The 23,406-nt window shown below is 66.8% G+C and carries 17 protein-coding genes; 12 read left to right on the top strand and 5 right to left on the bottom strand.

The window, feature by feature from the left end; translation table 11 throughout:
* Nucleotides 1-12: 12 nt before the first annotated feature.
* The 3 genes from IB275_RS13200 to tssB all read right to left on the bottom strand — a co-directional run bounded on the left by IB275_RS13200 (nucleotide 13) and on the right by tssB (nucleotide 2,666).
* Nucleotides 13-510 (bottom strand): Hcp family type VI secretion system effector, encoded by a 498-nt coding sequence (locus IB275_RS13200; RefSeq protein WP_192296357.1) that lies wholly within the window; start codon nucleotides 508-510, stop codon nucleotides 13-15.
* Nucleotides 511-580: 70 nt separating this feature from the next.
* Nucleotides 581-2,068: a type VI secretion system contractile sheath large subunit gene (gene tssC, locus IB275_RS13205; RefSeq protein WP_138214555.1), complete on the bottom strand. Its 1,488-nt coding sequence runs from the start codon at nucleotides 2,066-2,068 to the stop codon at nucleotides 581-583.
* A 25-nt stretch (nucleotides 2,069-2,093) separates the two neighbouring features.
* Complete coding sequence (gene tssB, locus IB275_RS13210) at nucleotides 2,094-2,666, bottom strand: type VI secretion system contractile sheath small subunit (protein ID WP_026079019.1); 573 nt, start codon at nucleotides 2,664-2,666, stop codon at nucleotides 2,094-2,096.
* 227 nt (nucleotides 2,667-2,893) lie between these two features.
* On the opposite strand from tssB, the gene IB275_RS13215 reads away from it, so the two are divergent.
* The 5 genes from IB275_RS13215 to tssA are packed head-to-tail and all read left to right on the top strand — an operon-like array spanning nucleotide 2,894 to nucleotide 10,399.
* Nucleotides 2,894-3,349 carry a type VI secretion protein gene (locus tag IB275_RS13215; RefSeq protein WP_138214554.1) on the top strand — a complete coding sequence of 152 codons (456 nt, stop codon included), beginning with the start codon at nucleotides 2,894-2,896 and terminating at the stop codon, nucleotides 3,347-3,349.
* 56 nt (nucleotides 3,350-3,405) lie between these two features.
* Nucleotides 3,406-4,737, top strand: a complete 1,332-nt coding sequence (gene tssK, locus IB275_RS13220; RefSeq protein ID WP_192296356.1) for a type VI secretion system baseplate subunit TssK — start codon at nucleotides 3,406-3,408, stop codon at nucleotides 4,735-4,737.
* 15 nt (nucleotides 4,738-4,752) lie between these two features.
* Nucleotides 4,753-5,523 carry a DotU family type IV/VI secretion system protein gene (locus IB275_RS13225; RefSeq protein WP_192296355.1) on the top strand — a complete coding sequence of 257 codons (771 nt, stop codon included), beginning with the start codon at nucleotides 4,753-4,755 and terminating at the stop codon, nucleotides 5,521-5,523.
* A complete protein-coding gene (locus IB275_RS13230; protein WP_192296354.1) occupies nucleotides 5,520-9,344 on the top strand; it encodes a type VI secretion protein IcmF/TssM N-terminal domain-containing protein in 3,825 nt (1,274 codons plus the stop codon). Before IB275_RS13225 ends, IB275_RS13230 begins: the two co-directional genes overlap by 4 nt.
* Nucleotides 9,341-10,399 (top strand): type VI secretion system protein TssA, encoded by a 1,059-nt coding sequence (tssA, locus tag IB275_RS13235; protein ID WP_192296353.1) that lies wholly within the window; start codon nucleotides 9,341-9,343, stop codon nucleotides 10,397-10,399. The genes IB275_RS13230 and tssA overlap by 4 nt, the downstream gene beginning before the upstream one ends.
* Before the next feature lie 12 nt (nucleotides 10,400-10,411).
* On the opposite strand, the gene IB275_RS13240 is transcribed toward tssA, so the two are convergent.
* On the bottom strand, nucleotides 10,412-13,207 hold the full coding sequence (locus IB275_RS13240) for an ATP-binding protein (RefSeq protein WP_192296352.1): 2,796 nt from the start codon (nucleotides 13,205-13,207) through the stop codon (nucleotides 10,412-10,414).
* A gap of 474 nt (nucleotides 13,208-13,681) precedes the next feature.
* Here IB275_RS13240 and IB275_RS13245 point away from each other — a divergent pair, with 474 nt between their 5' ends.
* Nucleotides 13,682-14,092, top strand: coding sequence for a helix-turn-helix domain-containing protein (locus IB275_RS13245; RefSeq protein WP_192296351.1), 411 nt, complete (start codon nucleotides 13,682-13,684; stop codon nucleotides 14,090-14,092).
* A gap of 174 nt (nucleotides 14,093-14,266) precedes the next feature.
* Nucleotides 14,267-14,896: an isochorismate family cysteine hydrolase YcaC gene (gene ycaC / locus IB275_RS13250; protein ID WP_192319086.1), complete on the top strand. Its 630-nt coding sequence runs from the start codon at nucleotides 14,267-14,269 to the stop codon at nucleotides 14,894-14,896.
* A gap of 290 nt (nucleotides 14,897-15,186) precedes the next feature.
* On the opposite strand, the gene yghU is transcribed toward ycaC, so the two are convergent.
* The gene (gene yghU, locus IB275_RS13255) at nucleotides 15,187-16,023 is read right to left on the bottom strand and encodes a glutathione-dependent disulfide-bond oxidoreductase (protein ID WP_192295507.1); all 837 of its coding nucleotides are present in this window, start codon (nucleotides 16,021-16,023) and stop codon (nucleotides 15,187-15,189) included.
* A 253-nt stretch (nucleotides 16,024-16,276) separates the two neighbouring features.
* On the opposite strand from yghU, the gene IB275_RS13260 reads away from it, so the two are divergent.
* From IB275_RS13260 to IB275_RS13280, 5 genes are all read left to right on the top strand, one after another.
* Nucleotides 16,277-17,809: a sugar ABC transporter ATP-binding protein gene (locus tag IB275_RS13260; protein WP_192295508.1), complete on the top strand. Its 1,533-nt coding sequence runs from the start codon at nucleotides 16,277-16,279 to the stop codon at nucleotides 17,807-17,809.
* Nucleotides 17,810-17,822: 13 nt separating this feature from the next.
* Nucleotides 17,823-18,845 carry an ABC transporter permease gene (locus IB275_RS13265; protein WP_192295509.1) on the top strand — a complete coding sequence of 341 codons (1,023 nt, stop codon included), beginning with the start codon at nucleotides 17,823-17,825 and terminating at the stop codon, nucleotides 18,843-18,845.
* A gap of 25 nt (nucleotides 18,846-18,870) precedes the next feature.
* Nucleotides 18,871-19,926, top strand: a complete 1,056-nt coding sequence (locus IB275_RS13270; protein ID WP_192295510.1) for a substrate-binding domain-containing protein — start codon at nucleotides 18,871-18,873, stop codon at nucleotides 19,924-19,926.
* A gap of 3 nt (nucleotides 19,927-19,929) precedes the next feature.
* Nucleotides 19,930-20,601, top strand: coding sequence for a sulfite oxidase-like oxidoreductase (locus tag IB275_RS13275; RefSeq protein ID WP_225607866.1), 672 nt, complete (start codon nucleotides 19,930-19,932; stop codon nucleotides 20,599-20,601).
* 372 nt (nucleotides 20,602-20,973) lie between these two features.
* The gene (locus IB275_RS13280) at nucleotides 20,974-23,355 is read left to right on the top strand and encodes a TonB-dependent receptor plug domain-containing protein (RefSeq protein ID WP_192295511.1); all 2,382 of its coding nucleotides are present in this window, start codon (nucleotides 20,974-20,976) and stop codon (nucleotides 23,353-23,355) included.
* Nucleotides 23,356-23,406: the final 51 nt, after the last annotated feature.

Raw genomic sequence — 23,406 nt, forward strand, 5'->3', positions numbered from 1 at the left:
GGCCACGTGTCCTTAGCTGGCCAGCTTGTTGGCGGCCATGTCCCAGGTCGAGGCGGCGGTGCCTTCCTTGCTGCCGTCGTCCTTCTGCGCGGTGAGCTCCCATTTGATCTTGGTGAAGTTCAGCGACATCGTTTCCACCGGTTTGCCACCGGCACCGCCGCTGACGCTGACGTTGGACAGCACCACGTTGTTCAGCGTGTAGGTGATGAACGGCATGATCTTGCCGTCGCCTTCGGCGGCGTTGCGGCCGATGGTCAGGGTGGCGGTGGGGATAGCCTTGCCGGAACAGCAGTATTCGTTGAGCGTCGGGGTCGAGGTGTCGACGAACTTGGTCAGGGTGAACTCGCCGATGTGCGGCTTGCCGGAGGTGCGCTCCGAGTTGCTGACATCGTTGGTCACCTGCATGGCGACGTTGTGGCTGTACGACATGATTTCGATCTTGTTTTCGAAGCCGGCCAGCTGGCTGTCGCCCTTGATGTCGTCGCCCAGGTCGAGAAGTATCGCATCCATGTTGGAAAACTCCGCTGCATGAAAGAGGGGAATCAGGTGAAGGGGCCGCCCGCACGGGCGGCCCCCTGGCTCAGGCGGCGACCGGCGGCGGCAGACTGGCGACCAGACGGATCGAGGCGGTCAGTTCCTCGAGCTGGAAGTGCGGGCGCAGGAACACCGTGGCGCGGTAGACGCCAGGCTTGCCGGCGACCTCGCTGACGTCCACGCGTGCTTCGCGCAGCGGGTACTGCGCCTTGATCTCCTGCGGGGCGTTGTCGTTGATCAGCACGTAGTCGGCGATCCAGTTGTTGAGGTAGGTCTGCACGTTGTCGCGGGTCATGAAGCTGCCCACCTTGTCGCGCATGATCACTTTCAGGTAATGGGCGAAGCGCGAGGCCGCCAGCACGTACGGCAGCATCGCCGAGAGCCGCGCGTTGGCGTTGGCCTCGTTGGTGTTGTACTGGCGTGGCTTGTTGGTGGACTGGCCGCCGAAGAACACCGCGAGGTCGGTGTTCTTCTTGTGGCACAGGGCGATGAAGCCCAGGTCGTTGAGTTCCTTCTCGCGGCGGTCGGTGATCGCGACCTCGGTCGGGCACTTGAGCGACAGGTCGCCGGCCTGGGTGCGGAAGGTATGCGCCGGCAGGCCTTCGACGGCGCCACCGCCTTCGCTGCCGCGGATCGCCGCGCACCAGCCGTACTTGCTGAAGGCTTCGGTGATGCGCTGGGCCATGACCCACGCGGCGTTGCCCCAGAGGTACTTGGCGTGGTCGGTGCCGTCCACATCCTCGATGAAGTTCATGCCTTCCACCGGCAGGGTTTCCGGACCGTAGGGCAGGCGCACCAGGAAGCGCGGCAGCGCCAGGGAGACGTAGCGCGAATCCTCGCTCTCGCGGAACGAACGCCACTTGATCAGCTCCAGGCTCTCGAAGACCTTGCTCAGGTCACGCGGCACCGCCAGCTCGGTGAAGCTGCCCATGTCGAAAAGGCGCGGGCTGGCTGCGGCGATGAAGGGCGCGTGGGCCGCGGCGGCGACGTTGGAGAGTTTCTCCAGCAGGGCGATGTCCTGCGGGTGGCGGCCGAAGGAGTAGTCACCCACCAGCAGGCTGAAGGGGTGCCCGCCGAAGGTGCCGTATTCCTCCTCGTAGATCTTCTTGAACAGCGCGCTCTGGTCGAACTCGACGGCTTTCTCCAGATCGTTCTGCAGGTCCTGCTGGCTGACGTTGAGCAGGCGCAGCTTGAGGCGCGTGCCGGTCTCGCTGTTCTGCACCAGCTGGTGCATACCGCGCCAGGAGGATTCGAGTTGCTGCAGCTCCGGATGGTGGAGGATCTGGTTGAGCTGGGCGCTGATCAGTTCGTCAATGCGACCGATGCGCTCGTTGATCATGGCCACGGTGTCCTTGCTGACGGCCATGCCTTCGTCGAGGACCTGGGTGGCGAACTCCGCGAGCATGTCGCGGGCGTATTCCTGCTGGCTGTCATCGTGGGCCATGCGGCCGTCGGCGATGATGCGGTCCAGCAGGTCGAGTGTCTGGGTGCTGCCTTCGGCGCCTTGCGCCGCGGCGGAGCTGGGTTTGGCCATTGCTGTGCTCTCCTTGCGGTCGGGATCAGGCTTGCGGTTCGGCAGGTGCTTCGCCTTCGTCGGCGGCGGCCTGGGCGGTGTCGTTGGCGGCGCCGGCATCGGCGGTCACCGGGTGGGTCGCGCGGATTTCCTGCAGCCCCTCGGTGTTGCTCACCACGTCCTGCAGCAGCTGGTCCAGCTCGTCGTTGCCGTCGAGCTTGGTGAGCAGGTCGCGCAGGCGCTGGCGGGCTTCGAACAGGCGGCGCAGCGGCACGACCTGGTTGACGATGCTGACCGGGTCGAAGTCGTCGATGTGCTTGAAGTTCAGCTCGACGTTGAGCCGGCTGCCGTCGTTGCTCAGGGTGTTGTCGACCTGCAGCGCCACGCGCGGTCCGATGGACGAGAGCACGGCGTTGAAGTTGTCACGGTCGATCTCGGTGAAGCGGCGCTCGCCGAGCTTGGGCAGGGGCGTGACCGGCTTGCCGGAGAGGTCGGCGAGGATGCCCACGACCAGCGGCAGTTCCTTCTTCTCGATGGCGTTGCCGATTTCCACGTCGTAGGTGATCTGGACCCGGGGAGGGCGCACCCGGTCCAGTTTGTGCTGCGTGCTTTCTGCCATGCTGGCGAACTCCACTGCGTAGGAGACGGGCACGCCGCAGCGGGGCTCGCTGTCGTCGCGCTCCTTGGCTGGACCACACGACAGGAAAGGGGGAAATGCGATACAGGCCTGTCCTTGGCGATCCCATCTGGGCTCGTTGTCCACGAGCTAACCAAGCAAGCTAGATCAGGTTGCTAAAAACGCAAATCCGAAAATAATCTCTGACAGACATTTCACAAGGACGTTTCATGAAGTCGACGAAAGCCTGCCTCTGTGCTGTGCTCCTGGCAGTCCTCGGAGGCTGTTCCTGGTTTGGTCCGAAGGTCGATGTCGACCGTCTGACCCTCGATGTCGCGAGCAAGGCCAATGGCGATTCGCCCATCGCCGTGGACTTCGTCGCGGTGCAGGATGCGGACCTGCTCAAGCTGCTCTCGGCGATGAGCGCCAAACAGTGGTTCAGCGACCGCGAACAGTACCGCCGCGACTACCAGAAGCAGCTCTCGGTGTGGAGCCTCGAGCTGGTGCCCGGGCAGTTCATGGAGGCCAGGGACTTCCCCCTGGCCGGCAAGCCGGCTTCTGGACTTTTGGTCTTTGCCGGCTATAACACTCCCGGCGCCCATCGCATGCGCCTGGATCAGCAGCCCAACGTATGGCTGCGTTTCGACAGCAGGGAGATGCGCCTGCTGAGTGCCGAGGAGCACTGAACCACCGCCTTTCCAGGCGGGCCCATGACAATCCAGGACGTCGAAGGGGGAGTGGTGTGAGAGTTCTGCCTGACGCAGTTTGTTGGCACGAAGGGATGCAACTGCTTCCCCAGCACTTCCAGCTCCAGGGACTGCGCGCCGAAGTGCTTTCTGCGCGCCTGGCCCACGCGGCCAATCCCTGGTTCTGGGGCCTTGAACACCTGGAGCTGGACCCCTCCGCCCTGAGCACCGGCGTGGTGCGTATCCTCGCGCTGGAGGCGATCCTGCCCGATGGCCTGCCGGTCAGCCTGGGCCAGGGCGGTACGCTGGTGTTCGACGCCACGGCGGCCATCGCCGCTTCCCCCAATGCCAACATCACCCTCTACCTCGCACTCAGTCCGCTCGCCCGCGGCGGCCAGGTGCTGCCGCTCAAGGGCCGCCTGCAATCCCTGAGCGGGCCGGCCGTGCCGGACCTGGCCAGTGGCGAGAATCCGGAACCCGTTGTCGTCTGGCGCCCGGCCCTGCGCCTGGTGACCGAAGCCCAGCGCGCCGACTCGGTGTGCCTGCCGCTGCTGCGCGTGGGCAAGGACGCCGGTGGCTTCGTCAGCCTGCCTTACGTGGCGCCCACTCCGCGAATCGTACCGGCGTCGATGCTGGGGCAGGCGCTGGTGGCGCTGTGCGCCCATGCGCGGGAGAAATGCGTGTTTCTCGCTGGCCGCCTGCGCCAGGCGCAGCAGGCGGAGAACACCGAGGACAGCCAGGAAATCCGCCGCCAGCTGGCGGCGCTGTGGGCGCGCCTGCCGGAACTGGAGGTCGCGCTCTACAGCGGCACAGCGAGCCCGGCACAACTGCATGGCCTGCTGTGCGGCATGGCCGGCAGCTGGAGCGTGCTCGATCCGCTGGGCGGCGTCCCGGCCTTCCCGACCTTCGATTTCAACGAACTCCTGCGGACCTTCAGCCCGGTGATCGAGTGGCTGGAGCTCACCCTTGGCAGGGTGCGCGCCGGCTATCGTAGTCTGGCATTTGAACGGGTCGGCAATGACTTCGCGCTGGCCCTGCCGGACCTCCGATCACCGGTCCAGCGTCTGGTCATTGGCCTGCGCATGCCGCCCGGTTGCGGCGAGGAGCAGGCTCACGAGTGGCTGTCACGCTGCATCGTCGCCTCCGAGGCGAGCCTGGCGATCCTGGGCCGCCAACGCATGTCGGGCCTGGAACATCTGCCCATGAGTCGCGCCGAACAGATCGCCTACAGCGTGGGTGAGGACACCCACCTGTTCGTCGTGCAGGCCGAGGGCGACTGGTTCGATCCCGCCCAGCGCCTGTGCCTGCGGGCCGCCGCGGCAGGCAGCGGCGGTGGCAGTCCCTGGCAGGTCGTGCTGTTCATCGTGGACGGCGCCAGCGGCGCCTGAGGCAGGGAAGCGAAGATGCTTGAAGGGAATCAGGCGATCTATCCGCCGTCGTTCGGCGAGGCACCCTTGAGTGGCGCTTTCCAGGCCGCCTGGCTGGAGTGGCACAGGCGCTGGGAAGACCTGCGCGAATCCACCGGCGAGGACAGTGCGACCCTCGAACGGGTTGCCGACGAAGCCCAGGCGGTGGTGCGTCGCTTGTGGCGCAGCGCCAATGCCAGCGTCGGCGATGCCGCCGGCGAGCAGGTGAAAGGCATGGTCTACGCCTTCGTCGCACTGCTTGACGAAAGCCTGCTGTTCGACCCCTGGAACGGCCAGTCCGCGTGGCAGGAACGGCCGCTGGAATCCCGTCTGTATGGAACGCGCAATGCCGGGGAGCGTGTGCCCCAGGCCATTCATCGCCTGCTGGAAACCCGTGCTCCGGGCACCCGAGATCTGGCCAACGTCTACCTGCAGTGCCTGCTGCTGGGTTTCCATGGCAAGCTGCGCGGCCCCAAGGGCGAAGCGCTCCATGAGAAGTGGCGGCACGCGCTGTTCGCCCATGCCTGGCAGCGTGACGCCGAGGTGCCAGCGCTGCTGGAGACCCTGGCGCGCCCGGCCGCTGCTGCGCCGCTGCGATTGCCACTGCGGCGTGCCTTGCCCGACGGGCTGCGCCTGACGCTGACGGTTGTCGCCGGCGTCCTTCTGCTCATCGTCCTCGGCCATTGGCTGTGGAGCGACGTGCGCGGTGAACTGGCGCCCCTGCTCGACCTCGCCTGGGCGGCTACTTTCCCGGAGCTGGCGGCTTGAGCGGCTGGCTGGTGCTGGCCCTGCTGTTGCTGCTGGCGGTGGCGCTGGCGGTGGCGGGATTCCTCTGGCTGCGCAGCAAGGGCGGCGAAGCGGTACGCGCCTTCTACCTGACCGTACGGCAGATGGAGCAGGACCACGATGTGGCCGATCGCTACGACGTGCCCTGGTATCTCCTGCTGGGCGACCCGCTGCTGGGCGAGCGCCTGGCTGCGGACTGGAGCCTGGCTGCGGTGAACCGTCCGGCCTGGTTCGGCCGCTGGTGGGCCGATCAGGACGGCGCCTTGCTGGCGGTGCCGCAGACCCTGTTCATGCCGGAGGAAGGTGTGCCCTCGTCGCTGCAGCCCTGGCGGCGGCTGCTCGGCCTGCTGCTGCGGATGCGCCCGCGTCGCCCGCTGGACGGCGTGATCTGGGCGGTGCCGGCGGAGCGCCTGCTGGACCCGGCAAGCCTGGCCCAGGAAAGTATCCAGCTGCGTCGGCGCTTCAACGACCTGTTGCAAAGACTGGGGCTGAGCCTGCCGGTCTACGTAGTGGTGACCGGGCTGGAAGAGCTCGATGGATTCGCCGAACTGCGCTCGGCGCTGCCTGCCGAGGTTCGCGAGCGCCCGCTGGGCTGGGCCTCGCCCTTGCAGGCGGATGCGGCCTGGCAGGGCGAGCACCTTGAGCGCGGCTTCGACCAGATATTGCAGGCGTTGCAGGCGGCGATCCTCGAAGCGGGCGTGCTCAAGGGGCAATTGAGCGAGGAGCTGTATCGCTTCCCGCAGGCGCTGGAGAGTCTGCGCGAAGGTCTGCGCCAGCGACTGGAACCGGTCTTCCAGGGCAATGCGCTGGGTGAAGCACCGCGCTTGCGTGGCCTGTACTTCAGCGGTGCGTACCGCAAGGCTCCCAGTGCTGACGACTGGGCGCTCTCGGCGCGGGAGGAGGCACCCGCGCAGTTACTGTTCACCCAGCATCTCTGGCAATCGCGCCTGCTCGCCGAGCGCGGGCTGGCCCAGGTCGTGCCGCGAGTCCTGCGCCTGCGCCAGCGCTCGCAACGCGTGCTGGGGGCGGTGGCTGGCGTGGCCGGCGTCTGCTGGCTATTGGGGATGCTGTGGGTCTGGCACGTGGATTCCCGCGAGGCGCAGACGCTGGGGCAGCGCATCCTGGCCGTGCAGCGTGGGCAGGGCGAAGGCGATGCGGCCGGCGAATCGCCGGATGAGGCCGCCCGGCAACGCCTGCAAGCTTACTGGGCGCTGCTGCAGGCCGCGCCGCGCTGGCACTTCAGCTCACTGGTATATCCGAGCTCCTGGTTCTCCGGTTTCGACGAGCACATGGATGAACTGCTGCGCGACCTGACCCGCCGCGAAGTGCTGGTGCCCCTGCAGCAGGCGCAGGCCGCCGAACTGGTCCGGCTGCGCGCCATCCGCAGCAGCGAACGCCGTGCCAACGTGCAGAGCGACAGCCCGGAGCAGTGGCCGAACTTCGTCGCCGCCCGCGACCTGGCGCACGGCGTACTGGCCTTCGAGCAGCGCAACCGCTGGTACACCGAGCTGCGCGCCGGCACTTCGAAGAACGCTCTGGAAAGCCTTGGCAAACTGGGCGAACAGGCCTATGGCCTGACCCTGGAGCCGGGCTCACTGCGTAATGCAGGCTACCTGCAGTCAGTGCTCGGTCAGGGCATTCCCGATGCTCCGGCACCCGTCGACCCCGGTCCGCGCGAGGGCCAGTTGGCGCGCAACTTCGACGACCTGATGAGCCTCTGGCTCGACCAGTTCTTCCTCGCCGACAACTTCGTGCGCCCGGCCGGCTTCCTGCGTCTGCACCTGAACGAGCTCAAGGCGCGGCAGGGCAACAGCCTCGAGGAGCTGGAAGAGACCGCCGCACAGATCGACGCGCTGCGCAACATGGTAGCCCTGACCAACGCCGCCTGGAGCCACGGCAATGCCCAGGAGATCGTGCCGGGCTTTCGCGCGATGCTAGACGACGTACGCCAGTCCTACCTGCTCGGTCCCTCGGCGGAAGCCCGGGTGACCAGCCAGGCCAGCAAGCTGCAGCGCGCCTTCCATGACCAGTGGATCTCCGCCGCCGGTTCCCGCGATAACCTGCTGCAACTGCAGCCCGGTGGTACGCTGGCGCTGCAGGAGCATGTGGTGGCGCTGGGCAGCACCATCGATTCGCTGTTGCGCCAGGACTTCGCCGGCACCGCCTTGAGCAAGGGAGCGCAGGACATCGATCCGCGCGGCCTGGGCAATCTGGATGCCCACTCGCTGAACGCCGCCCTGGCGTACTACGCCAGCTACCGCAAGTACAGCGAGCAGGAGCAGGCGCGGATTCCGGCCGAGTACCGTGATGCTCTCGCCGAGAGCGCTGCGGCCGCGGCCGCCAGCGCGATATGGAGCAGCCTGACGCAATCGGTTTCGGCCAGCGGCGCGCCCGCGAAGAACACCTTCGACGTTCCGCTGGAGCAAGCCGAGCAGGTCCGTTCGGCCCTGGAGTCCGTGCAGCGCAGCGATCTGGCGAACGCACTGGACATTCACCTGACCCGTGGCGCGCTGGCCGACGTAGACGGCGTGTTGAAGTCGGTCGATGCATTGCCACTGTTCCGCGTTCGCTCTGAACCTTCCGGTTGGGACGGCACGCGCAACTTCGGCCTGCAACTGTACCGCTCCACCGACACCCAGGACCTCAAGCGCAACCTGGCCCAACAGTTCGACACCATGCTCGCCCTGAGCGAGGAGCACGCGCCGGCGCTGACCTGGCTGCGTGACCGGGGCAACCTCGGCTTCTCCGACCAGGACAAGGTGCGGCGCTTCACCGACCTCAGTGATGAACTGGTCAAGTACAAGGCGCAGAACCCGACCAGCTCGCCGATATTGCTCGATCAGCTGGTAACCCGCGACTTCGTGGAAATGGACGCCTCCAGCTGCGGCAACATCCTGCGGACTTCCGCGCTGGCGGCCGGGCAGGGCGACGTGGCGCGCTTCACCCGTGGCCTGCACGGCCAGGCGCAGCAACGCTGCCTGGAACTGCAGCAGAAGGACGCCGCCCAGGCCTGGTCGGCCATCGCCGACTACTTCAACCAGTATCTGGCCAATCGCTTCCCCTTCGCCTACAGCCTGCAGGCCGAAGACGCCGACCCGGCGCGGGTGCAGCACCTGGTCGAGTTGCTCGACCAGAACCTGGAGCGGGCCCAGGCAGGCCTCCAGCTCAGCCAGTCGGTCGACCGCGTGGCGGCGGCGGATTTCCTCCAGCGCCTGCAATTGGCCAAGTCCTGGATGGGCCCCCTGTTCCAGCGCGACAAGGGCGGGGCGCAGGGCGTCGACCTCGACGTGCGCTGGCGCACCGACCGCGAGGCCGAGCGTGGCGCCGACCAGGTGATCGCCTGGACGCTCTACGCGGCGGACCGTCCGTTGAGCTTCCCCGGCAGCGACAGCCAGCGCCTGCACTGGAATGTTGGTGAGCCGATGAAATTGCTGCTGCGCTGGGCCAAGGACAGCGCGCAACGGCCGGACATCGACCCGCAGCAGGCGAGCATGGCCGTGGCGGACCTGGAGGTGGGTTGGGAGTACGGCGGCCCGTGGGCGCTGATGCGCCTGCTGCGTTCGCACCTGATCCTGCAACGCCAGCCCAGCGCCGACTACACCGACTTCCCGCTTGCGCTGCAGGTGCCGGTCCGCGCGCCGAACAGCCGAGAGCCCGAGGCACGGATGTTCCTGCGGATCTCCTTGATGACCCAGGACGCCAAGCAGCCGCTGTCCGTCCAGCCCTTGCCCGTACGCGCGCCGCGCACGCCCTTCAGCGGTGTAGGCGTGGCGTCCTTTGCCGGCGCCCAGGAGTTGCCATGATTTCAGACGAGGCGCTGCAAGCGCTCCTGCAACCTCTGCCGGGCGAGTCGCCGTGCGGAGAGTCACTGCGCCACGACCCGCTGATGGATCGCCTGCGCGAGCTTCGCCGCGAGGAGGATACCCAGCTGCCGGCGGGCGTCTGGCAGGCTGAGCCCAAGCGCGCGGACTGGTTGGCGCTGGCGGTGCTCGCCGAGGAACTGCTGGCGCGACGCAGCAAGGACCTGACCATCGCCGGTTTCCTGGGCGAGGCCTGGATCGTCACCCAGGGTCCTGCAGGCCTTGCGGCCGCGCTGGGCCTGCTGGCCGATCTCTGCGATGCGTTCCCTGAGCAACTGCATCCGCAGGCCACCGACGGTGACCAGGAGTGGCGTGCGGCGCCACTTGCCTGGTTGTCGCGGCGCTACACCGAACTCCTGCTTACCCGTGTGCCGCTGTGCAGCGGCTGGCCGCAGACCACCCTGCACAGCTGGCAGGAACTGCAGCGACGGCAGGTGCAGGTCAGTGACAACAAGGTCGACAAGGTGGCGGCGGAAAGCGCGCGACAGGAGCAGAAACGGCTGAACGAATCGATCCGCAGCGGTGCGGTGAATGGCTGGGGGGCGACGCTGACCCAGCTGGAGAGGGCAGCCGGCCATCTGCGGCGCCTGGATGCCTGGTGTGACCGCCAGCTCGGCGATGCCGCACCGAGCCTGCACCAACTCGCCGCGTCCATCGACGCTTTCAGCAACGTCATCCAGGGATGCAAGGCCATGGCCCCGCAAGAGTTCATACCCAGCGCCACACCGGAAGTGCCTTCCGAGCCGGAGCCGGCTCCTGTGGCTACTTCCGGATCGCTTCCCGCCGGCGGTGCTCCGCAGAGCCGCGAAGAGGCCTACCGGCAGCTCACCGCCATCGCCGAGTACCTGGCGCGCACGGAACCGCACAGCCCGGTGCCCTACATCATTCGCCGGGCGGTGGAGTGGGGCGGCATGCCGCTGAGTGCGCTGATGGACGAGCTGGTCCATGCCGACCCCGAGGCCCGTCGCGTCTGGGTCATGCTTGGCGTATTGCGCTGAGCGGTGCCATCGTCAGTGACCGCAGGCCTCGAGGCATTGCCGCGCATGGCGCTGGTCCGGTGAGTCCAGGCCTTCGGTAAAGCGCTGGTAGACCGGCTCCAGCAGTTGCCGCGCGGCTTGCTGTTTGCCCTGCGCGCTCCACAGCTGCGCCAGGCCGGTAGCCGATCGCAGTTCCCAGGCCAGTGCGCCTTGCTCCTGTGCCAGTGTCAGGGCGCGGATCAGCAGGGTTTCGCCGCCGAGCAGGGATTCGCGGTCGCCGCGCGCCAGCAGGGCGACCGCTTCGTTGCGCAGGATTTCCGGTGCGCACCAGCCGGCCGCGCCGGTGCGTGCGCGCATCAATTGGGCCTGATCGGCGGGCAGGGGACGGCCGCCGAGGGTCTGCACGATGTCGCGCACCAGGCCGACGGCAGGTGCCGTGGCGCCGGCAGTTTCATCGAGCTGCATGGCCCACGCATAGTGCCGCGCCCAGTCGGTGAACAACGGCACGCGGTGGCGCTCGGCAACCTCGATCATCTGCCGAACGCGGCTGCGGGCCTTGTCGAACTCGCCGTTGTAGAAGGCGATGACGCAGCCGGCTACCGCGAGGCTGTAGGCGATGGAGGCGCTGTGGTCGATCTCGCAGGCCAGTTCGATGGCTTGTGTCGCCATGCGCTCCGCCTGCTCGGGCAAGCCACGTAACCAGAGCGTGCGCGCCTGGGTGGCAAGAGACGCAACCTGCTGGTCGTATTGCACCCCCAGACAAGGGGCGAAACGGTTGGCCCGGCGCTGCTCCTCCAGACGCCGCAGCACTTCGTCGCCGACGGTCTGGGCGCGTACCTGGTTGCCCGAATAATGCAACGCCAGCACCTTCAGGCGCAGGGCGCTGGTGGCGAGCATCTCACCCTGGCCGTCGCTCAGCCGGTCGAAGTGCCGGCTCTGCTCGGCCGCCTGCTGGTACTGGCCGGCCCACAGCAGCACGGCCAGGCCGCCGGACAGCGCGGTGAGTTCCCCGTTGAGGTCGCCGATCTGCTGGGCGAGGTAGCGGGCGTTCTGGAAGGCCTCGTCCGCCTGACGGTTGCGCACGTCGTGGTAGGTCGTGTTGCCCAGCGCCAGCTCCAGGCGCATGGCCAGTGACAACGATGAAGCCGATTCGGCGCTGAGCAGGCCGAGTGCCGCGCTCACGTAAGGACCGTATTCGTGCAGCAATGACAGCTCCTGCCAGAGCGGTGCCGAGCAGGCCGCGAGGTGAATGGCCTGGGTGTGCCGGACTTCCGCGTGCAGCCCCCAGTCGAGTGCCGCGCGAACTTCCGCGAGCCACGGCGAGTGTTGCTTGAGCCAGCCCAGCGAAGCGGACCTTTCCCAGTCGTTCTGCGCGGCCTGCATCGTGTTCTGGCACAGCTGCAGGTGGCGTTCGCGGGCCTCGTGCAGTTCGCCGGCGGCCTGGAGTTTCTCCAGCGCGTGCAGGCGGGTCGGTTCGAGCAACCGGTAGGTGACCTCGTCGCGGCGAATCTCGGTGGTCAGCAGCGACTTGGCGGTCAGCTGGTTCACCAGCACGAAGGCCGAGCCCAGGTCCGCCGGCTGGCCGAGGACGGCGGCGATGGAGTCCAGGGTGAAGCTGCCGCGGAACACGCTCAGGCGACGCAGGCAGGATTGCTCCGCGGGGCGCAGCAGTGTGTAGCTCCAGTCGAGCATCGCGCGCAGGTGTTCGTGGCGGCTGGGCGACTCTTCGGACTGCAGCGGCAGATCCAGGTAGCCGTCCTGCAGCAGTGCGTCGATGCCTCCGTCGGCCTGCCCCAGGTGGCCGGCGGCCAGTTCCAGCGCCAGCGGAATGCCCTCCAGGCGCCGGCAGATTTCGCCGACGCGGGGGAGGTCTTCGGGGCGGAATTCGAAGTCCTCGTGGGTCTCCTTGGTCCGCTCGATGAGCAGTGCGACGGCGGGGTAGGCGAGGGCGTCCTCGACGCTGCCGACCTGCGCCGGCGGGCATCCGAGCGGCCGTAGCGGCAGGATGTATTCGCCGGTAGCGCGCAGGCTCTCGCGGCTGGTGGCGAGGATGTGGATCTGCGGCGCGTGGCGCAGCAGGCACTCGACCAGATGCGCGGCCGCCTCGATCAGGTGCTCGCAGTTGTCGATGAGCAGCAGCATCTGCCGGTCGGCGACCTGGCGGCAGAGATGTTCCAGCGATTCGCCGGCCAGCCCCGGAATGCCCAGCGCGCAGGCGAGCGTGCTGTTCAGCGGTCGCGCGTCCTGCAATGGGGTGAGGTCGAGCATGCGGATGCCGTGGGGATACTGGCCGATGAAACGCTCCGCAGCCTGCAGAGCGAGGCTGGTCTTGCCGATGCCGCCACAGCCCACCAGGCTGACGCAGCGACGTCTCGGCAGCTCGGTGACCAGGCGCTCCAGCTCGGCCTCGCGGCCGAGCAGGCGGTTGCGCCGGGGTGGCAGGTTGTGGTCCGCCGACTGGCCGTCATCGGGGGCGGGCGTCGCCTGTGCCGACGCCGTCAGCGGCTCGACGAAGCTGTAGCCGCGCAGCGCGATCGTGACAATGAAGCGCCGCCCGTTCTGGCCATCGCCCAGCGCTTTGCGCAGAGCGGTCATGTGTACCCGCAGGTTGCCTTCGTCGATGTCCTGGCCGGGCCAGGCGCGGGCCAGCAGCTCGCGCTTGCTGACTACCTGGCCGGCGCGCTCCAGCAGCGCCAGCAGGATGTCCAGCGCGCGTTGCCCCAGGCGCAATGGGCGGCCGGCTTCGAGGATCACGCGGGATGCGGGATAGATCTGGTAGGGGCCGAAATGAAGCACGGTTTCGACCGTGGCCACGGGCTCGGGAATCATCGTCTGGTAGTCGCTTTCGCACGCTGGGGGCAGGTTTCGCACCGGTCCTGACGTCAGCCCCGGTGGCACAGGTCCATCGACTCTCCGGTCGATTGGCCATTTCTTGTGTGGATGGCAGTCAGGGTAAACGACGGCTCAGCGTTGAGCCATCCTGCGACGGGCGGGGAGTTTTGCCGGCGGGCTTAATAACGATTAACGCCGGCTCGCTGTGGCGCTGGCCCGCGATACCGCAACAGGGTGCCCCCTGTCCCATCCCCCATGTGCTGCAAGCCACGCCGCGCAAGGCATGGCGGCTGACTGGCGGCGCTTTCGCGGTGTTGTCGGGTGGCCGCGCGGACCCTGGAAATATTCGCTTCCGGCGGTCGCGCCGCTGCATTTCCTCTGCGGCGGGTTAATGCGGTTTAACCAGCTTTAACTCGCCGGTACCCCTGCACCCACAAAGAATGGTTCGCAGACCGCAGGGGAGAGACCAGCATGCTTCAGAGACTCATCAGCCAGATTCCAGTGGACGCCCCCAAGCGCGATCTGGCCCCCTGGCAGAAGGAGCGTGCCCAGGCGCTGCTGCTCAAGCATCTGGACAGCGGCATCACGGTCAGCGACCTGGCCGCCGCCTGCGCACTGTCACGCAGCGACTTCACCCGCAAGTTCAAGGTCACCACCGGGCATTCGCCCCAGGCCTGGATGCGAATCCAGCGGGTGGAGAAGGCCAAGCAACTGATGCGTGAGTCGACCTTCCCGCTGGCGGAGATCGGCCTGCAATGTGGCTTCTGCGACCAGGCGCATTTCTGCCGAATCTTCTTCCGCCTCGAAGGCGTTACGCCGCTGAGCTGGCAGCGGCGCTTCTTCGATGGGATGCGCGAATCCACCTGGCGACACGCGGGTTAGCTCGATCCCCCTTGTGGCAGATCGTTCTGAAAATGGAACGCTATAAGTGAATTTTGCCGTCTGGTGGATCAAGGGTGTCGAATTTAATCTTTGTTCCATGCAGTGACGCGCTGCAAACGAGTCCAAACCTTCCGGCACAGCCGGACCCACTGAAAACAAATCGAGGATTTCACCATGGCCAACCCCACCTACAACCGCTTGGATAAAGACAACGCCGCCGTACTGCTGGTCGACCACCAGGCCGGTCTGCTCTCGCTGGTCCGCGACATCGATCCGGACAAGTTCAAGAACAACGTGCTGGCGCTGGGCGACCTGGCCAAATTCTTCAACCTGCCGACCATCCTCACCACCAGCTTCGAAACCGGCCCCAACGGCCCGCTGGTTCCCGAGCTGAAAGCGCAGTTCCCGGACGCGCCGTACATCGCCCGCCCCGGTCAGATCAATGCCTGGGACAACGAGGATTTCGTGAAAGCGGTGAAGGCCACTGGCAAGAAGCAGCTGATCATCGCCGGCGTGGTGACCGAGGTCTGCGTGGCGTTCCCGGCGCTGTCGGCCCTGGCGGAAGGTTTCGATGTGTTCGTCGTGGCGGATGCGTCCGGCACCTTCAACGAGATGACCCGCGACGCCGCCTGGCGTCGGATGGAAGCGGCTGGCGCCCAGCTGATGACCTGGTTCGGCGTGGCCTGTGAGCTGCACCGCGACTGGCGCAACGACATCGAAGGGCTGGCTGCCCTGTGCTCGAACCACATTCCGGATTACCGCAACCTGATCACTGCCTACAGCACCCTGACTGCTGGCAAGTAATCGCGCGCTGAAGTAAAAAACCGGAGCCTCTGAAGGGGCTCCGGTTTTTTATTGGCGTTCGTACGGTGCTCTCCTGCGGAGGCGGAGCCTCTCCGTGACCGTAGACTCCATTCACATCGAGGCCGCGGCGAAGCACGACCGTAGGATGGGTGGAGCGCAGCGATACCCATGCTGGCGGCGCACCGGATTTGATGGGTATCGCTGCGCTCCACGCCATCCTACGAGAACGTTCGCCGGGAGGGGCGGCAGAGTGCGGGACGCGATCCAGCTCACGCCCCAGGGCTAATGAATCACTTGCTGAAGTCGTCGGCGCTGTGCCGCTCCGGCAGGGCGTCGTCGCCCCAGGTGCGATTGACCCGGCGGCCACGTTTCACAGCCGGGCGAGCGGCGATCTCGTCGGTCCAGCGGCGCACGTGTGTGTAGCTCTCCACATCGAGGAATTCAGCCGCCTCATACACCTGGTTGTTCAGCAGCGCGCCGTACCAGGGCCAGATCGCCATGTCGGCGATGCTGTATTCGTCGCCGGCGATGTAGCGGTTCTCGGCGAGCTGGCGGTCGAGCACGTCGAGCTGGCGCTTGACCTCCATGGCGTAGCGGTTGATCGGGTACTCGTACTTCTCCGGCGCGTAGGCGTAGAAGTGGCCGAAGCCGCCGCCGAGGAAAGGCGCGCTGCCCATCTGCCAGAACAGCCAGTTCAGCGTCTCGGTGCGCTTGGCCAGGTCCCCGGACAGGAAGTGGCCGTACTTCTCCGCGAGGTACACCAGAATTGAGCCGGATTCGAAGATGCGCAGCTCCGGCTCGACGCTGGTGTCCAGCAGCGCCGGGATCTTCGAGTTCGGGTTGATCCCGACGAAGCCGCTGCCGAACTGGTCGCCGTCGCTGATCCTGATCGGCCACGCGTCGTATTCGGCGGCGCTCACGCCCAGTTCCAGCAGCTCTTCGAGCAGGATGGTGACCTTCACGCCATTGGGAGTGGCCAGCGAATACAGCTGCAGCGGGTGCTTGCCGCGTGGCAGTTCCTTGTCGTGGGTCGGGCCGGCGATGGGCCGGTTGATGCTGGCGAAGGCGCCGCCGTTGCCCTTGTCCCAGGTCCAGACGCGGGGTGGAGTGTAGGTATCGTTCGCCATCGTGAGTTCTCACCTTGTGGGTTGAATGCCATGGATGCTAACCGCCGGGTCTGCGTTGCGTCAGCCGTTTTTCGGGCGGCTGTTGCTGGGCGAACAGTACGCTTGTGCATGCGCAGCCGGTTGTTAGTATATGCATAAACGATATTAAAAACTAGTTGATGCATGGTTTGAGATTATAAAAGAATCGCCGCTCAGTCCAACGGCGAAGCTCTGATACGGCGCTTTCGCTCTGCCCCGTCGTATCGAGAGCCTGATGTCCGTCCAACCTGCTTCCGTCCCGTTCCTCCGCCTCGAAGGTGTCGGCAAGTCCTTTGCCGAAAACCGCGTGCTGGCCGGTCTGGACCTGGATATTCGTCCCGGCGAAGTCCTCGCCCTGCTCGGCGCGAACGGTGCGGGCAAGTCGACGCTGGTGAAGATCATCGCCGGCTCCCATGGCCATGATGCCGGGCAGTTACTGATCGATGGCCAGGCGGTGCGTTTCGCCTCACCCCACGACGCCCGGCGCCACGGCATAGTTGCCGTTCACCAGCAGGTGGAGCAGGGCGTGGTGCCCGGCCTGAGCGTCGCGGAAAACCTCCTGCTGGACGAACTCTGCGGCGCCTCCGGCGCCCTGTTCTTCCGTCCTCGCGAGGCGCTCAGGCGCGCGGCTGAAATCGCCGCCGGCCTGGGCCTGCATCTGCCACTGCAAGCACCCATCGAAACCCTCGGCACCGCCGAGCGGCAACTGGTGATCCTGTCCCGCGCGCTGGCGTTGAAACCGCGCCTGCTGATCCTCGACGAGCCCACTGCATCGCTGTCGACCGTCGAAGCCGGGCGCCTGTTCCAACTGATCGACCACCTGCGCGAACGCGGCGTGGCGATCCTCTACATCTCCCATCGGTTGTCTGATCTGCAACGTGTGGCGGATCGCGCGCTGGTGCTGCGTGATGGCCGTCTGGTCGGCGAGTTCACGGCGCCGCTGGATCTCGGCGCCGCCGTGGAATCCATGCTCGGCGCCGCGTTGGGCGATGTGCAGTTGCAGCCACTGGAGCGCGGCGAGACGGTGCTGGCCCTGCGCGACTGGCAGCTTGACGCCCACAGTGCGGCATTTGATCTGGACCTGCACGAAGGCGAAGTGGTCGCCCTGACCGGCCTGCTCGGCGCCGGCAAGAGCGAGATCGCCGAAGTGCTGTTCGGCCTGCGCCGCCATCACGCCGGATCGATCCGCCTCGATGGTCGCGACTGGCTACCGCGCACGCCGCGCGAAGCGATTTCCGCCGGCGTGTTCTTCGCCGCCGAGGACCGCGCGCGCAATTCACGGGTGCCCGGTTTCTCGGTGCGCGCCAGCATGACCTTGCCGTTCCTGCATAGCTTCACCCGTTTCGGTTTCATCGACCGCAACGCCGAGCGCGCCAGAGTCGCCGAGCAGATCGAAGCGCTCGGCATCAAGGGGCCAGGCCCCGAGCATCCTCTCGAACTGCTCTCCGGCGGCAACCAGCAGAAGGTCATCCTCGCCCGCTGGCTGCTGGGGCAGGGCCGCGTGCTGATCCTCGACGAGCCCTTCCAGGGCGTCGATGTGCGCGCCCGCCGCGACATCGGTCAGCGCATCCGCGCCAGCGCCACCGGCCGCGCCACGCTGGTGATCTGCAGCGACCCGGACGAAGCCCTGGAAATCGCCGACCGCATCCTCGTTGTGCGCGACGGAGCGGTGGTCGCCGAACTGCCCCGGCACGACCTGCAACGCAGCGAGATCGTCGCCCATCTCACCCCATCCAACCCTTCACGCCAGGAAACTGCGCGCATCTAGAAAGGAGCCGTGCGTGTCCAGAACTACCGTGGGCAGCCCAGCGACGTCGCCCGTCGCACGCTTGCTCGACTTCCTCATCCACTATGCGCTGCTCTTGCTGCTGGCCCTGCTGGTGCTGGTGTTTGCGCTGCTGGAGCCGGCCTTCCTGCGGGTCGGCAATCTGTTCCTGGTGCTGCAGTCGGTGTCCATCGTCGCGCTGCTCGCCCTGGGTGTGACCCTGAGCATGGCCGTGGGCGGGCTGGACCTGTCCATCGGTGCGGTCGCCGCGCTGAGCCTGATGACCGCCAGCTACGTGATGGTGGTGCTGGACTGGGGGCCGCTCGCGGCGATCCTCATCAGTCTCGGCCTCGGCACCCTGGTCGGGCTGCTCAACGGCTGGCTGATCGTGCGCATGCGCGTGCCGGACATCCTAGCCACCCTTGGCAGCATGTTCCTGGTGGTCGGCGTGCAACTGATCCCCACCGGCGGCCGCTCCATCGCCGTCGGCATGACCCTGCCCAACGGAGACGAAGCGCCGGGCGCCTTCGCCGGCTGGTTCCTCGCCCTCGGCCGCGCGCAGTTGTGGGACCGCGTGCCGGTGCCCGTGGTGGTGATGCTCGGCTGCGCACTGCTGGTCTGGCTGTTCCTCGAACGCACGCAGCCGGGCCGGCTGTTCTACGCCATCGGCGGCAACGAGCAGGCCGCCCGCCTCGCCGGTGCGGCGGTGGAGCGCTACAAGCTGCTCGCCTACGTGCTCTCGGCGCTGCTCGCTTCGCTGGGCGGATTGCTGCTGGCGGCGCGCCTTGGACGTGGCGACGTCAGCTCCGGCAACGGGCTGGTGCTCGATGCCCTCGGCGCTGCGCTGATCGGTTTCGCCGTGCTCGGCGCGCAGAAGCCCAACGCCTTCGGAACCCTGGTGGGCGCGGTGCTGGTAGCGACCCTGCTCAACGGCCTGACCATGCTCAACGCGCCTTACTACGCGCAGGATTTCGTCAAGGGCGCCGTGCTGGTCTCGGCCCTGATGTTCACTTTCGGTCTGGCCCGGCGTGGGCGCTGATCGCACTTTCTCGGAGATTCAACGGATGAAATTCACCCCCGCCAAATCCCTGCGCGCGCTGTTCGCCGCCGGGCTGTTGCTGTCCGGCGCAGCCAGTGCCGTCGCCGCCGGGCTACCCGGTGCGCCCGCACCCTTCGACAAGGGCGGCGTGCAGATCGCCCTCGTCGGCTACCTGTTCTCCGGCGACTTCCCCGAGGCCTATCTGCGTGGCGTCGAGAAGCAGGCCAACGCGCTGGACGTGAAGCTGCGCGTGTTCGACGCGCGCCAGCAGGCGGCCACCCAGCGCGAGATGCTGGAGCAGGCCATCGACCTGGGCGTGGACGGCATCATCGTCCAGCTCGGCCTCGCCGAAACGCTCAAGGACTCCATCGACAAGGCACTGGCCAAGGGCATCAAGGTAGTGACCTTCGACGTCGACGTGAACGACCCGCGCATCACCCGCGTCGAGCAGGACCACCGCGAGCTGGCGCGCCTGGCCCTCAAGCAGGTGCTGCAGGACAACGGCAACCAGTTCGACGCCGGCTACGTGTACATCGACGGCTTCACTCCCATGGAGCGCCGCGACGAAATCTGGCGCCAGGTGAAGGCCGAGCACCCCGGCATCGTCGAGAAGGCGCGCTTCGGCACGCTCAACGCGCCGATCGCCAACTCGGTGGCCGACCAGGCCAGCGCGGTGCTGCGCGCCAACCCGGACATCACTGTGTTCTTCGCACCCTTCGACGAGTTCGCCAAGGGCGTGAAGATCGCCGTGGACGAAGCCGGGCTGGGCAAGCAGGTGAAGATCTACAGCGCCGACATTTCCACCGCCGACATCCAGATCATGAAGGAGCAGGGCAGCGCCTGGAGCGCCACCGCTGCGGTCAACCCGGAAGTGGCCGGCGCCATCAGCGTGCGCAGCCTGGCGCTGCGCATCGCCGGGGAGAATCCCGGCGAGCAGGTGCTGGTACCGCCGACCCTGATCACCCGCCAGCAATTGCTCGACCTCGACGTGAAGAACGTCCGCGACCTGGCGCGCAAGGTGCCGGCCTTCGGCGAGGCGCAGAAAGTGGCGCAGGCGCCGTGGATCCCGCTGGCGAACTGAAGCATGAGCCTGCACGACAAGGCCCGACGCCTGAAGAAGGCACGCTCGCCGGCTGGTGACCCGCGTTACGGCGAACGCCTGCCGCCGGGGCAGGTGCTGACCGAGCGCTTCCCGATCCTCCACGAAGGCGAGGTACCCGAGTACGACCGCGCGACCTGGCACCTGCGCCTGTGCGGGGCACTGTCCAGAACGCTGGAACTGAGCCTGGACGACCTGCTGGCGCTGCCGCAGCGCGAGCTGGTCTGCGATATCCATTGCGTCACGCGCTGGTCCAAGTTCGACACCGCGTGGCACGGCGTGCACCTGTCCGACCTGCTGGCGCACTACGGAGTGGAGCCAGCCGGGCAGTTCGTCATGGCCTACGCCGACCACGACTACGAGACCAACCTGCCGCTGGAAGACCTGTTGCGTCCAGACAGTCTGCTTGCCACGCATTACGCCGGCGAGCCGCTGACCCCGGTGCACGGCTGGCCGCTGCGGTTGGTGATCGCCGGGCGCTATTTCTGGAAGAGCGCGAAGTGGCTGCGCGAGCTGGCATTCAGCGACAGCGACCGCCTCGGATTCTGGGAGCGCAATGGCTTCCACAACGAGGCTGATCCGTTCCGCGAGGAGCGTTTTTCCGGCGAGGCGCTGGATATTCCCGAGGACGAATGGGAGCGCAAGGCCTTCGATTGACGGGCGTCGCTGTTGCTGGGCAAACACTTTGAGCTGTTGCTCGGCGAACACCGTAACCAGTTATAAACAAAGCATTTTTTATTCGTTTGAAAGCACTCTGCCACTAGCTAGGATGATGCCTTCCCCATCTGGTCAGGGATGACCGGCGATACCGAGAGCCGCGCCTTTTCGCTCATCACGAAGAGAGACCGGCCGTGACACCTGGAGCGCTTTCCCGAGCACTGTTTTCTCCATCCTGAGGGGAACAGTCGCTCGCGGTTTCCGGACTTCCGACACCAACCGCTCGAGCCCATCAGAAAAACACATCAGCGGAGTTCCGGACTCGCCGCCAACGGCGAGTGGCGCTCTTTAAGCGAGACAGGAGTACTTCGCGTGTTATCCCGTTCCCTCATTGCCGTTGCGGTGGCCTCGGTCATCGCCCAGTCTGCCGCGCACGCCGACGAAACCCCGTCGACTTCCGAGGCCACCACCAAACTCGAGACCGTGCTGGTCACCGGCACCCGCGGCAACAACCGCACCCTGCTGGATTCCCCGGTGCCGGTGGACGTGCTCACCGCGCAAGACCTCAAGTCCACCGGTGCCGTCGGTGGTGAGCTGGGCCAGGCCCTGGCGACGCTGCTGCCGTCCTTCAACTTTCCCCGCCAGTCCAACTCCGGCGGCGCCGACCATGTGCGCGCCGCCCAGCTGCGCGGCATGAGCCCGGACCAGGTGCTGGTGCTGATCAATGGCAAGCGCCAGCACACCTCGGCGCTGGTCAATGATTCCTCGAAGATCGGCCGTGGCACCGCGCCGGTGGACTTCAACTCGATCCCCATCAGCGCCATCAAGCGCATCGAAGTGCTGCGTGACGGCGCCGGCGCGCAGTACGGCTCCGACGCCATCGCCGGGGTGATCAACATCATCCTCGACGACGCCCCCGAAGGCGGCGAGGTGACCACCAGCTACGGCGCCTACCACACCCACCAGGACGCCATCGGCAAGACCACCACCGACGGGCAGAACTCCTACACCGCCGCCAAGGCCGGCACGCGCCTGGGCGAAGACGGCTTCGTCCGTGGCGGCGCCGAGTTCATCAACCGCGAGCCCACCAACCGCGCCGGCTACGACGGCTTCGCCGATACCCCCGGTCAGCGCAACTACGTGATGGGCGATGGCCTGGCGCGCGACGTCAACGCCTGGTTCAACGGCGACCTCGCGCTGGGCGGCGGCAAGCTCTACTCCTTCGGGCTGTACAACGAGCGCCACACCACTGGCGCGGAATTCTACCGCTACCCGGACGAGCACCCGGAGATCTACCCCAACGGCTACCTGCCGCAGTCCCTGGGCGACAACACCGACCTTTCCGCCACCCTCGGCTACAAGGGTCTGATCGCCGACACCTGGGACTACGACGCCAGCGTCACCCACGGCCGCAACCGTTTCGAATCCTCGACCCGGCGCACCCTTAATGCATCGCTCGGCGAAGACACGCCAACGCGCTTCGATACCGGCGACTACGAGCTGCGCCAGAGTGTCGCCAACCTCGATCTCAGCCGCGAGCTGAGCCTCGCCGGGCGGCCCTTCGTGCTCGCGGTCGGTGGCGAGTACCGCTACGAGAACTACATCACCACCGCCGGCGACGAAGCCTCTTACTACGGCGTTGGCGCCGACGGCGCCAACGGCCTGCGCCCGAGCGAAGAGGTGGACATCGACCGCAATGTCTTCGGCACCTACGTGGACCTGTCGGGCGATCTCACCGACGACTTCTTCGTCGATGCCGCCGCGCGCTGGGAACGCTACGACGACGCCGGCAGCAAACTCACCGGAAAGCTCAGCGGCCGCTACCAGCTGACCCCGGTGCTGGCCCTGCGCGGGGCGGCGTCCACCAACTTCCGCGCGCCCTCGCTGGCCCAGGTGGGCTTCCAGAACACCACCAGCAACTTCGGCGACGGCGGCACGCTTACCGATATCCGCGTGCTCTCGGTGAACGACCCGATCGCCCGCGCGCTGGGCGCCGAGAAACTCGACCCGGAGACCTCGAAGAACTTCAGCCTGGGCCTGACCGCGCAGCTGAACGAGCGCTTCGACCTGTCCTTCGACGTGTTCCGCATCGACGTCGATGACCGCATCACCCTGTCCCAGCGCATCGGCAGCGACGCCATGGAGCAGTTCATCCAGGACAACTTCGGCGTGGCCGGCGTGCATGACGTGAACTTCTTCACCAACGCCGCCGACACCCGCACCGATGGCGCCGAGCTGGTGCTCAACTACCACCAGCCCTTCGTCGGCGGGCAACTGGGCGTGACCACCGCGTACACCTACAACCACACCAAGGTACGCAGCACCAAGGGCACGCCGCAGCAGCTCTCCAACCTCGGCATCGGTGAGGACGCACTGGTGGGCGTAGAGGAGCGCAACACCCTCACCGACGCCGCGCCCAAAGACCGCTTTATTCTCACCACCACCTGGAGCGATGCGCAGTGGAACCTGCTCGGCCGTCTGACCCGACAGGGCGAGACCACTCGCGTGTTCGACTTCGGCGACGGCTACCACCCGGAGCAGACCTACGGCGCGGTGTGGCAGCTGGATGCCGAGGTGGCCTACAAGTTCACCCCGCAGTTCAGCCTGGCGGTGGGCGGCAACAACCTCACCGACAACTACCCGGAACGCTCCAGCTCGGAGATCAACTACGGCGGCAATCTGCCGTACGACGTGCTCTCGCCGATCGGCTCCAACGGCGCGTACTACTACGCCCGCGCGAGCTATTCGTTCTAGAGGCAGTCGTTCTGATAGCTGGCGTTCTCACCGGGCCGCCTTGCGGCCCGG

It is taken from the genome of Pseudomonas sp. PDM21, assembly GCF_014852505.2.
Lineage (GTDB): Bacteria > Pseudomonadota > Gammaproteobacteria > Pseudomonadales > Pseudomonadaceae > Pseudomonas.